Annotated in this window: 22 protein-coding genes; 20 read left to right on the forward strand and 2 right to left on the reverse strand. The window is 67.3% G+C overall.

From position 1 onward, the window contains the following. The 19 genes from rplX to rplQ all read left to right on the forward strand — a co-directional run bounded on the left by rplX (position 1) and on the right by rplQ (position 12,533). Positions 1–360: a 50S ribosomal protein L24 gene (gene rplX / locus MRBLWH10_RS01765; protein ID WP_105673690.1), complete on the forward strand. Its 360-nt coding sequence runs from the start codon at positions 1–3 to the stop codon at positions 358–360. After that, a complete protein-coding gene (rplE, locus tag MRBLWH10_RS01770; RefSeq protein ID WP_105673689.1) occupies positions 360–950 on the forward strand; it encodes a 50S ribosomal protein L5 in 591 nt (196 codons plus the stop codon). The genes rplX and rplE overlap by 1 nt, the downstream gene beginning before the upstream one ends. A 141-nt stretch (positions 951–1,091) precedes the next feature. Beyond that, positions 1,092–1,490: a 30S ribosomal protein S8 gene (gene rpsH / locus MRBLWH10_RS01775; protein WP_105673687.1), complete on the forward strand. Its 399-nt coding sequence runs from the start codon at positions 1,092–1,094 to the stop codon at positions 1,488–1,490. Positions 1,491–1,496: 6 nt separating this feature from the next. Then, the gene (rplF, locus tag MRBLWH10_RS01780) at positions 1,497–2,033 is read left to right on the forward strand and encodes a 50S ribosomal protein L6 (RefSeq protein ID WP_105673685.1); all 537 of its coding nucleotides are present in this window, start codon (positions 1,497–1,499) and stop codon (positions 2,031–2,033) included. A 2-nt stretch (positions 2,034–2,035) separates the two neighbouring features. Next, positions 2,036–2,395, forward strand: a complete 360-nt coding sequence (gene rplR / locus MRBLWH10_RS01785) for a 50S ribosomal protein L18 (RefSeq protein WP_105673683.1) — start codon at positions 2,036–2,038, stop codon at positions 2,393–2,395. Positions 2,396–2,415: 20 nt separating this feature from the next. After that, a complete protein-coding gene (gene rpsE, locus MRBLWH10_RS01790) occupies positions 2,416–3,090 on the forward strand; it encodes a 30S ribosomal protein S5 (RefSeq protein WP_258132516.1) in 675 nt (224 codons plus the stop codon). Beyond that, a complete protein-coding gene (gene rpmD, locus MRBLWH10_RS01795) occupies positions 3,090–3,275 on the forward strand; it encodes a 50S ribosomal protein L30 (RefSeq protein ID WP_067121122.1) in 186 nt (61 codons plus the stop codon). Before rpsE ends, rpmD begins: the two co-directional genes overlap by 1 nt. After that, positions 3,275–3,907, forward strand: a complete 633-nt coding sequence (gene rplO, locus MRBLWH10_RS01800) for a 50S ribosomal protein L15 (protein ID WP_341941420.1) — start codon at positions 3,275–3,277, stop codon at positions 3,905–3,907. Before rpmD ends, rplO begins: the two co-directional genes overlap by 1 nt. A gap of 103 nt (positions 3,908–4,010) precedes the next feature. Then, a complete protein-coding gene (secY, locus tag MRBLWH10_RS01805; RefSeq protein ID WP_105673677.1) occupies positions 4,011–5,333 on the forward strand; it encodes a preprotein translocase subunit SecY in 1,323 nt (440 codons plus the stop codon). Next, a complete protein-coding gene (locus MRBLWH10_RS01810) occupies positions 5,330–5,926 on the forward strand; it encodes an adenylate kinase (protein WP_105673675.1) in 597 nt (198 codons plus the stop codon). Before secY ends, MRBLWH10_RS01810 begins: the two co-directional genes overlap by 4 nt. A 1-nt stretch (position 5,927) precedes the next feature. Next, positions 5,928–6,776: a type I methionyl aminopeptidase gene (gene map, locus MRBLWH10_RS01815; RefSeq protein ID WP_341941421.1), complete on the forward strand. Its 849-nt coding sequence runs from the start codon at positions 5,928–5,930 to the stop codon at positions 6,774–6,776. A gap of 125 nt (positions 6,777–6,901) precedes the next feature. Continuing rightward, positions 6,902–7,570: a thioredoxin domain-containing protein gene (locus tag MRBLWH10_RS01820; RefSeq protein ID WP_341941422.1), complete on the forward strand. Its 669-nt coding sequence runs from the start codon at positions 6,902–6,904 to the stop codon at positions 7,568–7,570. Positions 7,571–7,731: 161 nt separating this feature from the next. Continuing rightward, positions 7,732–9,249: a choice-of-anchor A family protein gene (locus MRBLWH10_RS01825; RefSeq protein ID WP_341941423.1), complete on the forward strand. Its 1,518-nt coding sequence runs from the start codon at positions 7,732–7,734 to the stop codon at positions 9,247–9,249. A 161-nt stretch (positions 9,250–9,410) separates the two neighbouring features. Continuing rightward, the gene (gene infA, locus MRBLWH10_RS01830; protein WP_005050493.1) at positions 9,411–9,632 is read left to right on the forward strand and encodes a translation initiation factor IF-1; all 222 of its coding nucleotides are present in this window, start codon (positions 9,411–9,413) and stop codon (positions 9,630–9,632) included. Positions 9,633–9,696: 64 nt separating this feature from the next. Next, positions 9,697–9,813 carry a 50S ribosomal protein L36 gene (rpmJ, locus tag MRBLWH10_RS01835; RefSeq protein WP_005050492.1) on the forward strand — a complete coding sequence of 39 codons (117 nt, stop codon included), beginning with the start codon at positions 9,697–9,699 and terminating at the stop codon, positions 9,811–9,813. Positions 9,814–9,999: 186 nt separating this feature from the next. Continuing rightward, positions 10,000–10,374 carry a 30S ribosomal protein S13 gene (rpsM, locus tag MRBLWH10_RS01840; protein WP_047524098.1) on the forward strand — a complete coding sequence of 125 codons (375 nt, stop codon included), beginning with the start codon at positions 10,000–10,002 and terminating at the stop codon, positions 10,372–10,374. Between the two features lie 31 nt (positions 10,375–10,405). Continuing rightward, complete coding sequence (rpsK, locus tag MRBLWH10_RS01845; protein ID WP_050722515.1) at positions 10,406–10,804, forward strand: 30S ribosomal protein S11; 399 nt, start codon at positions 10,406–10,408, stop codon at positions 10,802–10,804. Between the two features lie 124 nt (positions 10,805–10,928). Further along, positions 10,929–11,918 carry a DNA-directed RNA polymerase subunit alpha gene (locus MRBLWH10_RS01850; RefSeq protein WP_017201565.1) on the forward strand — a complete coding sequence of 330 codons (990 nt, stop codon included), beginning with the start codon at positions 10,929–10,931 and terminating at the stop codon, positions 11,916–11,918. A gap of 63 nt (positions 11,919–11,981) precedes the next feature. Then, a complete protein-coding gene (gene rplQ / locus MRBLWH10_RS01855) occupies positions 11,982–12,533 on the forward strand; it encodes a 50S ribosomal protein L17 (RefSeq protein ID WP_341941424.1) in 552 nt (183 codons plus the stop codon). A gap of 159 nt (positions 12,534–12,692) precedes the next feature. On the opposite strand, the gene MRBLWH10_RS01860 is transcribed toward rplQ, so the two are convergent. Further along, positions 12,693–14,270 (reverse strand): AMP-binding protein, encoded by a 1,578-nt coding sequence (locus tag MRBLWH10_RS01860; RefSeq protein WP_341941425.1) that lies wholly within the window; start codon positions 14,268–14,270, stop codon positions 12,693–12,695. Between the two features lie 82 nt (positions 14,271–14,352). Further along, positions 14,353–15,573, reverse strand: a complete 1,221-nt coding sequence (locus MRBLWH10_RS01865) for a PAS domain-containing protein (protein WP_105673663.1) — start codon at positions 15,571–15,573, stop codon at positions 14,353–14,355. A gap of 161 nt (positions 15,574–15,734) precedes the next feature. Between MRBLWH10_RS01865 and MRBLWH10_RS01870 the strand changes: the two genes are divergently transcribed. Continuing rightward, entirely contained in the window at positions 15,735–16,763 is a 1,029-nt protein-coding gene (locus MRBLWH10_RS01870) for a tripartite tricarboxylate transporter substrate-binding protein (RefSeq protein WP_341941426.1), read from the forward strand. Position 16,764: the final 1 nt, after the last annotated feature.

A 16,764-nucleotide genomic window follows, 5' to 3' on the forward strand; every position in this document is an offset into this window, starting at 1 on the left:
ATGGCGAAGATCAAGAAGGGCGACCTGGTTCAGGTCATCAGCGGTCGCAAGCAGGAGAAGGGCGGCGACCGCGGCAAGCAGGGCAAGGTCCTCGAGATCTTGTCCGGCCAGAACCGCGTCATCGTCGAAGGCGTGAACTACGTCACCAAGCACACCCGCGTCGGCCAGACGCAGCGTGGCACCAAGACGGGCGGCCTCGAGACTGTCGAGGCCCCCATCCACATCTCGAACGTCGCAGTCGTCGACCCCTCGACCAAGAAGCCGACCAAGGTCGGCCACCGGGTCGAGGAGCAGACCAAGGACGGCGTCAAGCGCACCGTCCGCGTGCGTTACGCGAAGAAGAGCGGTAAGGACCTCTGATGAGCAACGCCACTGCCGCGCCGGCTGGCAAGATCCAGCCGCGCCTGAAGCAGAAGTACAACGCCGAGATCAAGAAGGCTCTGCAGGACGAGTTCGGCTACTCGAACGTCATGCAGATCCCCGGTCTGGTCAAGGTCGTCGTGAACACCGGTGTCGGTGAGGCGGCTCGCGACAGCAAGGTGATCGATGGTGCGGTCGACGACCTCACCAAGATCACCGGCCAGAAGCCGATCGTCACGAAGGCCCGCAAGTCCATCGCGCAGTTCAAGCTGCGCGAGGGTCAGGCCATCGGCGCGCACGTCACCCTCCGTGGTGACCGCGCGTGGGAGTTCGTGGACCGCCTGGTCTCGCTCGCACTGCCCCGCATCCGCGACTTCCGCGGTCTGTCGGCCAAGCAGTTCGACGGCAACGGCAACTACACCTTCGGTCTCCAGGAGCAGAGCGTGTTCCACGAGATCGACCAGGACAAGATCGACCGGGTTCGCGGTTTCGACATCACCGTCGTCACCACCGCGAAGACGGATGACGAGGGCCGGGCACTGCTCCGTCACCTCGGCTTCCCGTTCCGGTCGGACGACGCCCAGGCGTAAGCCCGGCATGTGAGAGCCGGATGCTGTGTTCACCCGCAGCATCCGGCTCCCGGCATGCCGTACAATTGAAGATTGCGTGTTCATCGCAGGCCGTCTGTCGTGTAACGGCAGCCGGAACCTCATGACCAAAGGAAAACAACAATGACAATGACAGACCCGGTCGCAGATCTGCTGACCCGTCTGCGCAACGCGAACTCGGCGCATCACGACTCCGTGACCCTGCCGTCGAGCAAGCTCAAGACGCACATCGCCGAGATCCTCCAGCAGGAGGGCTACATCGCCGGCTGGGAGACTTCTGACGCTCGCGTCGGCAAGAACCTCACCCTCCAGCTGAAGTACGGCCCCAACCGTGAGCGTTCGATCGCGGGCATCAAGCGCGTGTCGAAGCCCGGCCTCCGCGTGTACGCGAAGTCCACCGAGCTCCCCAAGGTCCTCGGCGGCCTCGGCGTGGCCATCCTGTCCACCTCCTCCGGTCTTCTCACCGACCGTCAGGCTGAGCAGAAGGGCGTGGGCGGAGAAGTTCTCGCCTACGTGTGGTAATCCGAAATGTCGCGTATTGGACGACTTCCCATCGAGGTTCCCGCGGGCGTGACCGTTTCGGTCGACGGCCGTGAGGTCGCGGTGAAGGGCCCCAAGGGTGAGCTCACCCTGACGGTGGCCAGCCCCATCGAGGTCGCGGTCGAGGAGAACCAGGTTCTCGTCACTCGTCCCGACGACGAGCGCGCGTCGCGGTCGCTTCACGGCCTGACCCGCACGCTCATCAACAACAACATCATCGGCGTGACCCAGGGCTACACCAAGGGTCTCGAGGTCGTCGGAACCGGTTACCGCGTGGCTCAGAAGGGCAGCTCGGTCGAGTTCGCCCTCGGCTTCTCGCACCCGGTCCTCATCGACCCGCCCGCCGGCATCACCCTGACGGTCGAGGGCACCAACAAGCTCACCGTCAGCGGCATCGACAAGCAGGCTGTCGGCGAGGCAGCTGCGAACATCCGCAAGATCCGCAAGCCTGAGCCGTACAAGGGCAAGGGTGTCCGCTACGCGGGCGAGGTCGTGCGTCGCAAGGCCGGAAAGAGTGGTAAGTAACCATGGCTCTCAAGTCAAAGTCTGACGCCCGCGCGCGTCGTCACGCCCGCCTTCGCAAGAAGGTCGTCGGCACCGAGGCGCGTCCGCGTCTCGTCGTCAACCGTTCGGCTCGCCACGTCTTCGTGCAGCTCGTCGACGACAGCAAGGGTCACACCGTGGCGTCGGCTTCGACGCTCGAGACCGACCTGCGCACGCTCGAGGGTGACAAGACCGCCAAGGCCCGCAAGGTCGGCGAGCTCCTCGCCGAGCGCGCGAAGGCCGCAGGCGTTTCCGAGGCAGTGTTCGACCGTGGCGGCAACCGCTACGCCGGTCGTGTCGCCGCCATCGCCGATGGCGCTCGCGAAGGGGGCCTGGCACTGTGAGTGACAACAAGGAGAACGAAGTGACCGAAGCGGCTGCTGCCACTTCCGAGACGGCCACCGGCACCACGCAGGCAGAGCCGTCTCAGCGCGACAACCGCCGCGGCGGTGGCCGTGGTGACCGCAACCAGGGTGGCCGTGACCGCAACTCGCGCGACCGTGGTGACAACCAGTTCCTCGAGCGCGTCGTCACGATCAACCGCGTGTCGAAGGTCGTGAAGGGTGGTCGTCGCTTCAGCTTCACCGCTCTCGTGGTCGTCGGCGACGGCAACGGTCTGGTCGGCGTCGGCTACGGCAAGGCCCGCGAGGTGCCCCTGGCCATCTCGAAGGGTGTCGAAGAGGCCAAGCGCAACTTCTTCCGCGTTCCGCGCGTCGGCAGCACCATCCCGCACCCGGTGCAGGGCGAGGCGGCCGCCGGTGTGGTCCTGCTTCGTCCGGCCGCTGCCGGTACCGGTGTCATCGCCGGTGGTCCGGTCCGCGCCGTGCTCGAGTGCGCCGGCATCCACGACGTGCTGTCGAAGTCGCTCGGCTCGTCGAACACGATCAACATCGTGCACGCGACGGTCGCGGCCCTGAAGCAGCTCGAGGAGCCCCGTGCGGTCGCCGCGCGTCGTGGCCTCGAGTTCGACCAGGTCGCACCTGCGCGTCTCGTCCGCGCCGAGGCTGAGGCCATCGCCGCACAGAAGGTAGGTGCCTGATGGCCGCCCGGCTCAAGGTCACGCAGATCAAGTCCAAGGTGAGCGAGAAGCAGAACCAGCGTGACACGCTGCGCAGCCTCGGTCTGAAGCGCATCGGTGACAGCACCGTTCGCCCCGACGACGCGCAGACGCGCGGCTACGTCAAGACCGTCGCCCACCTCGTGAAGGTTGAGGAGATCGACTAATGGCTGAGAAGAACGAAGCCGTCGAGGCTGAGAAGGCCCCGAAGAAGGCAGCGGCCCCCAAGGCTGCCGCCGCGAAGAAGCCCGCTGCGGCCAAGGCTCCGGCGAAGGCCGCGGCCGACGCCAAGGCCGAGGCTCCTGCGAAGAAGCCCGCCGCCAAGAAGGCTGCGCCGAAGAAGGATGCTCCGGCATCCCGCCCCGGCGTCCTGAAGGTGCACCACCTGCGTCCGGTCCCCGGATCCAACACCGCGAAGACCCGTGTCGGTCGCGGTGAGGGCTCCAAGGGCAAGACGGCCGGTCGCGGCACCAAGGGCACCAAGGCCCGCAACACCGTTCGCGTCGGCTTCGAGGGTGGGCAGATGCCTCTGCACATGCGCACCCCGAAGCTGCGCGGGTTCAAGAACCCGTTCCGCGTGGAGTACCAGGTCGTGAATCTGGAGAAGCTCGCGGAGCTGTACCCGGCCGGTGGCGACGTCACCGTCAGCGACCTGGTCGCCAAGGGTGCCGTTCGCAAGAACGAGAAGGTCAAGGTTCTGGGCAACGGCGACATCGCCGTGAAGCTCACCGTCGCGGTCGACAAGGTCTCGGGTTCTGCCGAGCAGAAGATCGTGGCTGCGGGCGGATCCGTCAAGTAACCACTGCAAGAGAGGGGTCGGAGAAATCTCCGGCCCCTCTTTTGAGTTACCCTGGTCTTTCAGCCATCCCTCAGGGATAGGCAACCTTTTCAGGAGGACGTCCTTGTTTAGCGCCATCGCGCGGATCTTCCGCACGCCCGACCTGCGTCGGAAGATCGGTTTCACTCTGGCGATCGTCGCCATCTACCGGCTCGGGTCCAACATCCCCGCTCCGTTCGTGCACTTCCCGAACGTCGAGGCGTGTCTCGCGCAGAACTCCGGTACGGAAGGCCTTCTGGGTCTCGTCAATCTCTTCTCCGGCGGTGCACTGCTGCAGCTGTCGATCTTCGCCCTCGGCGTCATGCCGTACATCACCGCGACGATCATCACGCAGCTGCTCCGTGTGGTGATCCCGCACTTCGAGGCGCTGCACAAGGAGGGTCAGGCAGGGCAGTCCAAGCTGACCCAGTACACGCGCTACCTCACCATCGCTCTCGCGCTGCTGCAGTCGACCACGCTGGTCACCGTCGCGCGCAGCGGGCAGCTCTTCGGCAACACCGACGTCGCCGCATGCCAGAACCTGCTGACGAACGACGTGTGGTGGGCGCAGCTGCTCATCATCGTGGCGATGACCGCAGGCACCGGACTCATCATGTGGTTCGCCGAGCTCGTCACCGAGCGTGGCATCGGCAACGGCATGTCGCTGCTCATCTTCACCTCGATCGCCGCGACCTTCCCCGGCGCCATGGCGCTCATCTGGGAGACCAAGGGCTTCGAGATCTTCCTCATGGTGCTCGTCGTCGGCGTGATCGTGATGGGACTCGTCGTCTTCGTCGAGCAGTCCCAGCGCCGCATCCCGGTCCAGTACGCCAAGCGCATGGTCGGGCGCCGCACCTACGGCGGCACGAACACGTACATCCCGATCAAGGTGAACATGGCCGGCGTGATCCCCGTGATCTTCGCCTCGTCACTGCTGTACATCCCGGCGCTGATCGCGCAGTTCAACACTCCGCAGGACGGTTCGACGCCTGCAGCCTGGGTGACCTGGATCACGGCGAACTTCACCAAGGGCGACCACCCGATCTACATGCTGGTGTACTTCCTGCTGATCATCGGCTTCACGTACTTCTACGTCGCGATCACGTTCAACCCGGTCGAGGTCGCCGACAACATGAAGAAGTACGGCGGCTTCATCCCCGGCATCCGCGCGGGGCGTCCGACCGCCGAGTACCTCGACTACGTGCTCACGCGCATCACGCTGCCGGGCTCGATCTACCTCGGTCTGATCGCGCTCATCCCGCTCATCGCCCTGGCCGTCGTCAACGCCAACCAGAACTTCCCGTTCGGCGGCGCCTCGATCCTCATCATCGTCGGTGTGGGTCTCGAGACGGTCAAGCAGATCGACGCGCAGCTGCAGCAGCGACACTACGAAGGGCTCCTCCGATGACCGCATCCGCTCGTCTCCTGATCGTCGGCCCTCAGGGCTCCGGCAAGGGCACGCAGGGTGTGCGCATCGCCGAGTCGTTCGGCATCCCCGTGGTGTCGACCGGAGACATCTTCCGTGCGAACATCAAGGCCGGCACCGAGCTGGGCCAGCAGGTGACCGCGATCCTCGACGCCGGCGACCTCGTGCCCGATGAGCTGACCAGCGAGATCGTCCGCGATCGACTCGCGCAGGACGACGCCGCCGCAGGCTTCCTGCTCGACGGCTACCCGCGCAACACGCACCAGGTCGAGCACCTCGACGAGTTCCTCGCTGGCCGTGGCGAGAGCCTCGACGCGGTGATCCTGCTCGACGTGCCGCGAGACGAGAGCATCTCGCGTCTGGCGCTGCGTGCGACCGAGCAGGGCCGCACCGACGACACCCCCGAGGCCATCGCGCACCGGCTGGACATCTACGAGCACGAGACCGCTCCGATCCTGTCCGTGTACGGTCCTCGCGGCATCGTGGACACGATCGACGGCGTGGGCTCGCTCGACGAGATCACCGAGCGCATCTTCGCGGCGCTCGACGCCCGCGGCCTCCGCGTCGCGGTCTGAGATGTTCCGTCGCTCGATTTACAAGACCCCCGCGCAGCTGCGGTCGATGGTCGAGCCGGGGCTCATCACGGCCGCGGCGCTCGATGCCGTCGCTCCGCTGATCCGTCCGGGCGTCACGACTCTCGAGCTCGACACCGCCGCGAACAGGACGATCCTGGATCGCGGTGCGGAGTCGAACTTCCAGCTCGTCCGCGGCTATCGCCATACGCTGTGCGTGTCGGTCAACGAGGAGGTCGTGCACGGCATCCCCGGTGATCGCGTGCTGGAGGCGGGAGACATCGTCTCGGTCGACGGCGGCGCGCAGTACCAGGGGTGGAACGGCGACAGCGCGCGCACGTTCATCGTGCCCGGCGACGCGGATGCCGAGCTCGTCGCCCGCCGCACCGAGCTGTCCCGGGTGACCGAGGGCTCGATGTGGGCGGGTATCGCCGCCATGGCGTCGGTCTCGCACATCGGCGACATCGGCGCGGCCATCCAGGGGTACATCGAAGGCCAGGGGCCCTCGGCCGTCTCCGGAGACACCTACGGCATCCTTCGCGAGTACGTGGGCCACGGCATCGGCCGGAAGATGCACGAGGCGCCCAGCGTCTTCAACTACCGGACGCCCGACCCCGGCGCCGAGATCAAGCCCGGCCTGGTGCTCGCGATCGAGCCGATGGTGACCGCGGGTGGAGAGGCGACCTTCGTCGAGGACGACGACTGGACCGTCTCGACGGTCGACGGCTCGGATGGCTCGCACTGGGAGCACAGCGTCGCTGTGCATGACGGCGGCATCTGGGTTCTCACCGCAGCCGACGGGGGAGCGGCGGGTCTCGCTGCCTTCGGCGTGACGCCGACGCCGATCGCCTAGGCGCCCCGGATGCGGTCACAACAGCCGCATAGGTTTCTCCAGGCAGAATAGAGTCGTGTGGCGCATCTGCGCCCGAGGACTTCAAGGCGGACTCACGACAGTGGGCCTCGACAGATCGGAAAGCAATGGCAGTCGCGAAGAAGAACACCAACTGGTTCGCGGTCGGCGTGTCCGCGGCCGTGGTCGTCGTGCTGATCGCGCTCGGTGGCGTCGTGTGGTTCATGAACAACCAGGCGACCAGCCCGGGCGCGACTCCCACCAGCAACCAGACGTTCGACGCCAAGACCGGCGCGATCTCGTTCGGCGAGGGCAAGGACGAGATCGCGGTCTTCGCGGACTTCCAGTGCCCGATCTGCAAGAGCTTCGAAGACCAGTTCGGCGCCGACCTCGAGGCGGCAGCCGCCGACGGGCGCATCACGCTCTCGTACCACCCCATCGCGATCCTGGACCGTTTCTCGCAGGGCACCGAGTACTCGTCGCGCTCGGCAGGAGCCGCGGTCTGCGTCGCGGAGTCGAACCCCGACAAGTACCTCGACTTCGCCAAGGCGCTGTTCGAGAACCAGCCCGCGGAGAACAGCACCGGCCTCACGAACGAGCAGCTCGTCGACATCGCGAAGCAGGTCGGCGCGGATGATGCTGCCTCGTGCATCACCGACGAGACCTACCGCAAGTTCGGCGCCGCCCAGGCCCAGGCGCACGACATCAAGGGGACGCCGACCGTCGAGGTCAACGGCAAGCGCCTCAACCTCCAGGATGCCGCGGACATGAAGACGTTCACCGACCTGATCAGCTGACCGTCGTCCGGGCGCTCCGACGCCTGAACACACACGTCCCGAAGCGGGCCCGCGAGTTATCGCAGGCCCGCTTCGTCGTGTGCAGGAGCGGCTCCGCCCAGGCGCCGCTCAGATTAGTTAGCTAAGGTAACAAAAGTCCATCATGAACCGGGGAGGGAGACATGATGAAGAGCAATTTCGCGCGCCCGAAGCGCGCTGGAGGAGCGGCCGCCGTTGCCGCCGTGGGAATCGCGATGATCGCCGGAGGCGCCGCCCCCGCGGCGTACGCCGCTCCGCTGCCTGGAGGCATCGGAGCACCGCTGGGGATGTGCACGCCGGACGGCGGGTTCCCGTGGATCGACGGGAGCGCCCCGTGGCAGCCGCAGGTGCATGACGCGGGCATCAACACCTACGTCGGCGGCGATCTCACCGTGACCGGATCGGCCGAGGCCGAAGGGCTGGTCGTGGTCGGCGGTGACATGCACATCGACCGCAGCTTCATCGTCGGCATCGCGATCGGATCCGACATCCGCCCCGCGCCGGGAGAGACCCAGCTCCAGGTCGGCGGAGACGTGACGACGGCCGACGGCGCCGTCCTGCATGTCGGCGACACGTCGAACCCCGGTGGAGCCGTCAGGATCGGCGGCTCTGCGGCTCCTGGCAGCATCCAGAACAGCGGAGCGTCCCTGGAGACGGGACTGACCGCCCCGGTGGCGCTGGACCCCCACGGCTCCTTCCAGAGCCGTGTCGAGGGGTGGTCCTCCGCGCTGAGCGACGAGACCGCCAACGGCGTCGTCACCGTGCAGGGGGCCGGCTGGGTCGACATGGAGCTCAGGGGCACCGGCACCGACGAGCTGCAGGTGTTCGACGTCACCGCGGAGCAGCTCGGATCCGCGAACGCGATCTACTTCCGCAACATCCGTCCGCACGCGCCGATCGTGGTGAATGTGAGCGGCGGCGCCGTCAGCCTGAAGGCCAACGCGTACGACTACAACGATCTGCGGGCACCGTTCGGCATCGCGATGACGTCGCCGGGAGACGGCGACATCGCCGCATCCATCCTCTGGAACCTCGAGGACGCGACGACGGCGACGATCGGGGGATCCACGCAGATCCCCGGATCGTTCCTGGCTCCCCATGCCGACGCAGAGGTGATCGCCAACACCAACGGGCGCATGTACGTCGGCGGCGACCTCCTCGCCAGCGGCGGCGGCAACGAGATGCACGCTTACCCCTGGTCGGGGACATGCGGCGATGACCCCGATCCCGGTGTGGACGCGGGCGCCGACGCTGATGCGAACGGCGCGGATGCGGGCGCGGATGCGAATGGTGCGGATGCCGGTGCGGATGCGAACGGTGCGGCTGCGGGCGCGGATGCGAATGGTGCGGATGCCGGTGCGGATGCGAACGGTGTGGCTGCGGGCGCGGATGCCGGCGCGGATGCGAACGGCGTGCACGCCGACGCGGGGGCGGACGGGGCGTCTGCGGGCGTGAGTACCGCTGCCGACGCGAACGCGGCTGCCAGCGCCGCGGCCTCAGCCACGGCGGCAGCGACCGGCGATGCGAGCGGCGCCCACGACGGAGCGCTCGCGACCACCGGCGGCCAGGCGTCGACCTGGCTGATCGGGGGAGGCGCGGTGGTGCTCCTCAGCGGTGTCGTCTTCTTCCTCGCCGCACGCGCTCGGCGCGTCGCGGAGTGATGCATCGACGGCGGGGGCGCCAGCTTGCCGGAACCCCCGCCGTCGGATACCATAGATCTTTGGTGCCTTGCGCCTTGATTCGGCGTGTCTGAATCGGTGCAGCACCGCAATCCAAATCACCCACCGCAGATCGACCGGTCTGCAGAAGCGTCAGCGAGGCTATGGCTAAGAAAGACGGTGTCATCGAGATCGAGGGCGTCGTGTCCGAGGCGCTGCCCAACGCGATGTTCCGCGTTGAGCTCACCAACGGACACAAGGTTCTGGCAACGATCTCAGGCAAGATGCGGCAGAACTACATCCGCATCATCCCCGAGGACCGCGTGGTCGTGGAGCTCAGCCCCTACGACCTCACGCGCGGGCGCATCGTCTACCGCTACCGCTGATCGGTCGAGAAGTAACACCCCAGGCATCGTGCCTGCCCGGTGAAGACAGCGAACAGGAAAAATCATGAAGGTCAACCCCAGCGTCAAGCCCATCTGCGATCACTGCAAGGTGATCCGCCGCCACGGCCGCGTCATGGTGATCTGCAAGAGCAACCCGCGCCACAAGCAGCGCCAGGGCTGATCCCTAGAGATCTGACACACAACTCAATACAGGTCGCGCGAGCGATGAGGCGTCTCGTCTCTCTTCGCTCGCTCACCGACCGCGACTAACAGGCAGGATCAGATCCCACTCCGGTGGGGGACACCTCGGGGCGGAGGCCCGGGCACCGATCCTGTTCCACACCTCCACAACACCCAGGAGAACCGCATGGCACGTCTTGCCGGCGTTGACATCCCGCGCGACAAGCGCGTGGTGATCGCCCTTACCTACATCTACGGCGTCGGCCGTACCCGCTCGGTCGAGATCCTCAAGGCTACGGAGATCGACGAGAGCATCCGCGTGAAGGACCTCAGCGACGACCAGCTGATCGCCCTCCGCGACTACATCGAAGGCAACTACAAGGTGGAGGGTGACCTGCGCCGCGAGGTTGCAGCAGACATCCGCCGCAAGGTCGAGATCGGCTCCTACGAGGGCATCCGCCACCGTCGTGGTCTCCCGGTCCGTGGTCAGCGCACCAAGACCAACGCCCGTACCCGCAAGGGCCCGAAGCGCACCGTCGCAGGCAAGAAGAAGGCCCGCTAAGCGCGGCCCCAGGGACTAGGAGAACATTTTCATGGCTGCACCCAAGGCCGCCGCGCGCAAGCCGCGCCGCAAGGAAAAGAAGAACATCGCGCTGGGCCAGGCCCACATCAAGTCGACGTTCAACAACACGATCGTCTCGATCACCGACCCGTCCGGCGCTGTCATCGCGTGGGCGTCGTCGGGTGGCGTGGGCTTCAAGGGCTCCCGCAAGTCGACCCCGTACGCCGCCGGTATGGCTGCCGAGTCCGCTGCCCGTCAGGCTGCGGAGCACGGCGTCAAGAAGGTCGACGTCCTCGTGAAGGGTCCGGGCTCCGGCCGCGAGACCGCGATCCGCTCGCTCCAGGCCGCTGGCCTCGAGGTCGGCTCGATCTCGGACGTCACCCCGCAGGCGCACAACGGCTGCCGCCCGCCGAAGCGTCGCCGCGTCTGATCCGGCTCATGCGAGGGGTGCCACGGCATCCCTCGCATGCCCGCGTGCGGGCATGACTTCCACAACTCAAGACCTCACCACACCACATGTCATATAGCGGGCATGTGATCGAAAGGAACACAGAGTGCTTATTGCACAGCGTCCCACACTGACCGAGGAAAAGATCGTCGAGAACCGGAGCCGGTTCATCATCGAGCCTCTGGAGCCCGGCTTCGGATACACGATCGGCAACGCGCTGCGTCGCAGCCTGCTGTCGTCGATCCCCGGCGCCGCGGTCACCAGCGTTCGCATCGACGGCGTGCTGCACGAGTTCAGCACCATCCCCGGCGTGAAGGAGGATGTCACCGAGATCATCCTCAACATCAAGCAGCTCGTCGTCTCGTCCGAGCGCGACGAGCCGATCACGGCGTACCTGCGCAAGACCGGTGCGGGCGAAGTGACCGCCGCCGACATCTCGGCTCCGGCCGGTGTCGAGGTGCACAACCCCGAGCTCGTCATCGCGACGCTGAACGACACGGCGAAGTTCGAGCTGGAGCTCACCATCGAGCGCGGCCGCGGCTACGTCTCGGCGACGCAGAACCGCAACGAGTACGCAGAGGCCGGTCAGATCCCGATCGACTCGATCTACTCGCCGGTCCTCAAGGTCAGCTACCGCGTCGACGCCACCCGTGCGGGTGAGCGCACCGACTTCGACAAGCTCGTCCTCGACGTCGAGACCAAGTCGGCGATCAGCCCCCGCGACGCCGTCGCTTCGGCTGCGAAGACGCTCACCGAGCTGTTCGGCCTCGCCCGCGAGCTGAACGTCGAGGCCGAGGGCATCGAGATCGGCCCGGCGCCGGTGGAGGCTGTGAACTCCAGCGAGCTGTCGATGCCGATCGAGGACCTCGACCTGTCCGTGCGCTCGTACAACTGCCTGAAGCGTGAGGGCATCAACACTGTTTCCGAGCTCGTCGCCCTGTCGGAGACGCAGCTCATGAACATCCGCAATTTCGGCCAGAAGTCGGTCGACGAGGTGCGCGACAAGCTCATCTCGCTCGGTCTGTCGCTCAAGGATTCGGTGCCCGGTTTCGACGGCGCCCACTTCTACGGCGGCAGCGAAGACGAGTCCTTCTGACCCACCCGGATTGTCATCTGGCAGAGGCCAGCTGACCCGACCTTTCCTGACCAGGAGTTAGATATGCCCAAGCCCACCAAGGGTCCCCGCCTCGGAGGCGGCCCCGCACACGAGCGCCTGCTGCTTGCCAACCTCGCGGCCCAGCTCTTCACCCACAAGTCGATCACCACGACCGAGACCAAGGCGAAGCGCCTGCGTCCGCTCGCGGAGCGTCTCGTGACGCTCGGCAAGCGCGGCGACCTGCACGCGCGCCGTCGTGCGCTCACGGTGCTGCGTTCCAACAAGGACGCCGCGCACATCCTCTTCAACGAGATCGCGCCGCTGGTCGCCGACCGTGAGGGTGGCTACACCCGCATCACGAAGATCGGCAACCGCAAGGGCGACAACGCTCCCATGGCCGTGATCGAGCTCGTCCTCGAGCCCGTCACCCCCAAGGCGAAGTCGACGAAGAAGGCTGCCCCGAAGGCTGAGAAGCCGGCCGAGGTCGTCGAGGAGGCTCCCGTCGAGGAGGCTCCCGTCGTCGACGAGGCCGCCGAGGCAGGCGCCGAGTCGCAGGCCGAGGGCGAGGCCGCCGAGGCTGCTGCCGCGGACGCCGTCGAGGAGAAGTCCGAGTAAGCACCCGCTTGCGGAAAGAAGCCCGCCGTCCCCTTCCGGGGCGGCGGGCTTCTTCGTGTTCCCGGGGGGAACTGCTCCCCTCGCGGATCCGCCGTATGGAGACTGGGGATCGACGGAATCAGCGAGGGGAGCGGGGGGACCGGGCCTGGGGGACCCGTCTCAGGTGCGGATGCGGAGGTCCTTCCGGAGGATCTTGCCGGACGCGGACTTCGGGATGACGTCGATGAACTCCACCTGGCGCACCTTCTCGTGCGGGGCGACGTGGGAGGCGACATGGGCCATGACGGCATCCGCATCCAGCTCCGCGCCCGGCTGCACGACGACGAACGCCTTCGGCACCTCCTGGCCGTCTTCGTCGAACGCGCCGATGACGGCGGCGTCGGCGATGGACGGATGCTCCAGCAGCACGGCCTCGAGCACGGCGGGAGCGACCTGATAGCCCTTGTACTTGATGAGCTCCTTGAGGCGGTCGACGATCCGGTAGATGCCGTCGTGCGTCACGGTCGCGACGTCTCCGGTGTGCAGCCAGCCGTCGGCATCCAGCATCTCGGCGGTCGCATCCGGGCGGTTCAGGTAGCCGACCATGACCTGCGGCCCGCGGACCCACAGCTCACCCGGTTCGCTCACGCCCTCGGCGGGGACCTCGACGTCGGCGCCGGACTCCGGGTCTACCAGCCGAGCCTCGGTGTTGGGCACGAGCGGACCGATGCTGGAGCGGTCGATGTCGTCTCGCGTCTCCGAGATCAGGTTCACGGCGGGGCTGGTCTCCGTCATGCCGTAGCCCTGCGTGACCGTGCAGCCCAGTCGGGAGGCGACCGCGGAGGCGAGGGCGCCGTCGAGCGGCGCCGCGCCCGAGAACACCACCTTGATCGAGGACAGGTCGTACTGGTCGACGATCGGATGCTTGGCCAGCGCCACCGCGATGGGCGGGGCCACGAACACCCAGGTCGTGCGGTGCTCGGCGATGATGCGCAGGAACTCGGCGAGGTCGAACCGGGGCATCGTCACGAGTCCGGCGCGCTGATGCAGCGCGAAGTTGAGCAGCACGGTCATGCCGTAGATGTGGAAGAAGGGCAGCACCGCGAGCACGCGGTCGGTCTCGTCGACGCCGAGCACGGGCTGGCACTGCGACACGTTGGCGACCAGGTTGCGGTGCGTGAGCATGACGCCCTTGGGTCGACCTGTGGTGCCGGACGAGTAGGGGAGCACCGCGAGGTGCGTCGCGGGGTCGAACGACACCTCGGGGGCCGGATGCCCTTCGCCGAGGAGAGCGGGCAGCGAGGGGTGGCCGTCGGCGCCGTCGAGGACGATCACGTGGTCGGCGTCGATGCCCAGCTTCTCCGCGGCCGCCTGGGCGCCGGGCAGCAGGGGTGACACCGTGACGAGCCAGGTGGCACCGGCATCCGTCAGCTGATTCGCGATCTCGTCGGCCGTGTAGAGGGAGTTGATGGTCGTCGCGGTGGCTCCGGCGTGCAGGATGCCGTGGAACACCGTCGCGAAGGCGGGGACGTTCGGGCACAGCACGCCGACGACGGTGCCGACCCCGACCCCGCGGGCGGCGAGGGCGCCGGCGAACAGGTCGATCTGACCGACGAGCTGACGGTACGTCGTCGTCGCTCCGCTCACCCCGTCGACGAGGGCGACCGCGTCCAGCCGAGGCTCGTCGAGACCTCCGAAGAGGAAGTCGTAGATCGAGACCTCGGGGATCTCGACATCGGGGTAGGTACTGCGAACCATGAGATCTCCTTCGATCCGGGTCTGCCGGTGGCGCCGTCTGATGCGATCCAGTGTCGCACATTACGGGACCGAGTCCCAGGGGTCAGTTGTTCTCGATGGTCCGGTACCGCGTGCTCGGACGCCCCTTCGTCGAGTAGTCGAGCGCCCTGACCGCCCTGCCGGAGCTCGCGAGATGCTCCAGATAGCGTCGCGCGCTGACGCGGGAGATCTGCAGGGCCTCGCCGATCTCGCTCGCCGACGCGTCGACTCGTGACCCCAGGGCACCCGCGACGCGATCGAGCGTCTCGGCGCTCAGGCCCTTGGGCAGGCCGAAGCGCTGACGGAAGGCGATGATGGCGTCGGCGGCCTCCACGCGGCGCACGACATCGTGCAGCTCGGTGTGGTCGCGCAGCAGCAGCGTCGCCTCGACGCCGGCGCCGTCGACCTCACCGCCCGTGCTGCGGGCGACGAGCACGTGCGAGCCCACGATCACCGGGCGTCCCGTCGCCTCTCCCTCGCGCAGCACCGTGTACAGCTCGTCCCCGAGCATCTCCGCGGCGTCGGCGCCGTCGAGCTCTTCGGCATCCCTCCCGAGGAACCGTGCGGCGGCGTCGTTGGCCAGGGTGATGCGTCCGGCGCCGTTCACCGAGACGACCCCCTCGCTGAGCCGGTGCAGCGTCGTCTCCTGGTTCTTCACGAGCGCCGCGATCTGGTGGGGCTCCAGACGGTAGATGCGCCGGCGGATGACGGACGTCACCCACGCCGAGCCGAAGACGCCGAGCACGGCCGCCGCGAGCATCGCGGAGATCAGCCATGCCAGCCCGCCGAGGAAGTCGGCGCTCAGATCCTCCTCCAGGATGCCGACCGACACCGTGCCGATGACCTCGCCGTCGTCGTCGCGGATCGGCACCTTCACCCGCCAGGACGGGCCGAGGGTCCCGGTCTGCGTCCCGACGTAGATCTTGCCGGAGAGGGGGATCGACGGATCGGTCGAGACGGGCTCTCCGATCAGGTCGGGATGCGGGTGGGAGTACCGGATGCCCTCCGCATTGGCCACGACGATGTACGCGAGGTCGGAGGCCTTGCGGATCACCTCCGCGACCGGCTGGATGGTCGCAGACGGGTCCTCGTCGTCGAAGGCATCGAGCACGGTGGGCAGCTGCGCGACGGACTGGGCGACGGCCTGCATCCTGTCCTTGTACGACTCCCGCAGCGCGTTCTCCTGGAACGCCCCCGCGATGATGCCCGTGGCCAGGGTCACCAGGAACACGATCAGCGCCTGCAGCGCGAGCAGCTGCATCCGGAGCGTCATCTTCGAGGCCACCCGACCATTCTCCTCGCTGCCCGCGTGCGGGGCGACACGGGGGAGGCGCCGCTCGCGACCAATAGTTTCAGAACCGCGACCAATGGTTTCCGAAGCTTGAGCGGCGGCATCCGTCCTTCGAAGGTGGACGGACAGCACCCGACGCTCAAGGAGGAGCGAAGATGAAGAAGACCCGTATCGGCACCCTGACGGCCCTGGCCGCCGCAGCCACCCTGGCCCTCACCTCGTGCGCCGGAGGTGGCGGCTCGACGGGAACCGGATCGGACGACGCCGGAGCAGACGAGGCCGTGACGATCGGCGACCTGAACATCGTCGTCCCCGCCGACCCCGGCGGAGGGTGGGATCAGACAGGGCGCGCCCTGTCGCAGCTGCTCACGGAGGAGAAGGTCGTGGACTCCGCGCCCGTCACGAACGTCGGCGGAGCGGGCGGCACCGTGGGTCTCGCCCAGCTCGCGAACGAGAAGGACGCGAACACCCTGATGGTCATGGGGCTCGTGATGGTCGGCGCAGTGGAGACCAACGCCTCCGCCGTCCGCATCGAGGACATGACCCCGATCGCCCGCCTCACCGACGAGCCGCTGGTCGTCGTCGTGCCGGCGGACTCGAAGTACGACACCCTCGAGGACCTCGTGGAGGACGTCGTCGACAACGGGCAGGCAGTGACCATCACGGGCGGCTCGGCCGGCGGCGCGGACCACATCCTCGCGGGGCTCATGCTCGAAGAAGCGGGGCTCGACGGCTCCGAGATCGCGCAGAAGCTCAACTACACGCCCAACTCCGGCGGCGGCGAGGCGACCTCGCTGATCCTCGGCGGCAAGGTCTCCGCGGGCATCTCCGGTGTGGGCGAGTTCCTGCAGCACATCGACGCAGGCACCATGAAGGCGCTCGCCGTGTCGTCGGAGGAGCCGGTCGAGCAGCTTCCCGACGTGCCGACCATCACGGATGCCGGCTACGACGTGGTGCTCACGAACTGGCGCGGCGTGATCGCCCCCGGAGGCATCTCCGACGGCGACAGGGACGAGCTCGTGCGCATCGTCACCGAGCTGCACGACTCGCAGGCGTGGACGGATGAGCTGGAGACGAGGGGCTGGGCCGACGCCTTCCTCACGGGCGCCGAGTTCGACGACTTCCTCACCGGCAACATCACGGAGGTCACCGCGACGCTGAAGAACATCGGGCTGGTGCAGTGAC

The organism is Microbacterium sp. LWH10-1.2 (genome assembly GCF_038397765.1).
GTDB lineage: Bacteria > Actinomycetota > Actinomycetes > Actinomycetales > Microbacteriaceae > Microbacterium > Microbacterium natoriense.

Bases quoted from the DNA above. Each gene is read 5' to 3' on its own strand.
- map (WP_341941421.1), top strand. From the start codon at position 5,928: ATGTTCCGTCGCTCGATTTACAAGACCCCCGCGCAGCTGCGGTCGATG.
- infA (WP_005050493.1), top strand. From the start codon at position 9,411: ATGGCTAAGAAAGACGGTGTCATCGAGATCGAGGGCGTCGTGTCCGAG.
- rpsM (WP_047524098.1), top strand. From the start codon at position 10,000: ATGGCACGTCTTGCCGGCGTTGACATCCCGCGCGACAAGCGCGTGGTG.
- MRBLWH10_RS01870 (WP_341941426.1), top strand. From the start codon at position 15,735: ATGAAGAAGACCCGTATCGGCACCCTGACGGCCCTGGCCGCCGCAGCC.
- rplO (WP_341941420.1), top strand. From the start codon at position 3,275: ATGGCTGAGAAGAACGAAGCCGTCGAGGCTGAGAAGGCCCCGAAGAAG.
- rpmD (WP_067121122.1), top strand. From the start codon at position 3,090: ATGGCCGCCCGGCTCAAGGTCACGCAGATCAAGTCCAAGGTGAGCGAG.
- MRBLWH10_RS01810 (WP_105673675.1), top strand. From the start codon at position 5,330: ATGACCGCATCCGCTCGTCTCCTGATCGTCGGCCCTCAGGGCTCCGGC.
- rplF (WP_105673685.1), top strand. From the start codon at position 1,497: ATGTCGCGTATTGGACGACTTCCCATCGAGGTTCCCGCGGGCGTGACC.
- rpmJ (WP_005050492.1), top strand. From the start codon at position 9,697: ATGAAGGTCAACCCCAGCGTCAAGCCCATCTGCGATCACTGCAAGGTG.
- MRBLWH10_RS01860 (WP_341941425.1), bottom strand. From the start codon at position 14,270: ATGGTTCGCAGTACCTACCCCGATGTCGAGATCCCCGAGGTCTCGATC.
- MRBLWH10_RS01820 (WP_341941422.1), top strand. From the start codon at position 6,902: ATGGCAGTCGCGAAGAAGAACACCAACTGGTTCGCGGTCGGCGTGTCC.
- rplX (WP_105673690.1), top strand. From the start codon at position 1: ATGGCGAAGATCAAGAAGGGCGACCTGGTTCAGGTCATCAGCGGTCGC.
- rplQ (WP_341941424.1), top strand. From the start codon at position 11,982: ATGCCCAAGCCCACCAAGGGTCCCCGCCTCGGAGGCGGCCCCGCACAC.
- rpsK (WP_050722515.1), top strand. From the start codon at position 10,406: ATGGCTGCACCCAAGGCCGCCGCGCGCAAGCCGCGCCGCAAGGAAAAG.
- rpsH (WP_105673687.1), top strand. From the start codon at position 1,092: ATGACAATGACAGACCCGGTCGCAGATCTGCTGACCCGTCTGCGCAAC.
- MRBLWH10_RS01825 (WP_341941423.1), top strand. From the start codon at position 7,732: ATGATGAAGAGCAATTTCGCGCGCCCGAAGCGCGCTGGAGGAGCGGCC.
- rplE (WP_105673689.1), top strand. From the start codon at position 360: ATGAGCAACGCCACTGCCGCGCCGGCTGGCAAGATCCAGCCGCGCCTG.
- rplR (WP_105673683.1), top strand. From the start codon at position 2,036: ATGGCTCTCAAGTCAAAGTCTGACGCCCGCGCGCGTCGTCACGCCCGC.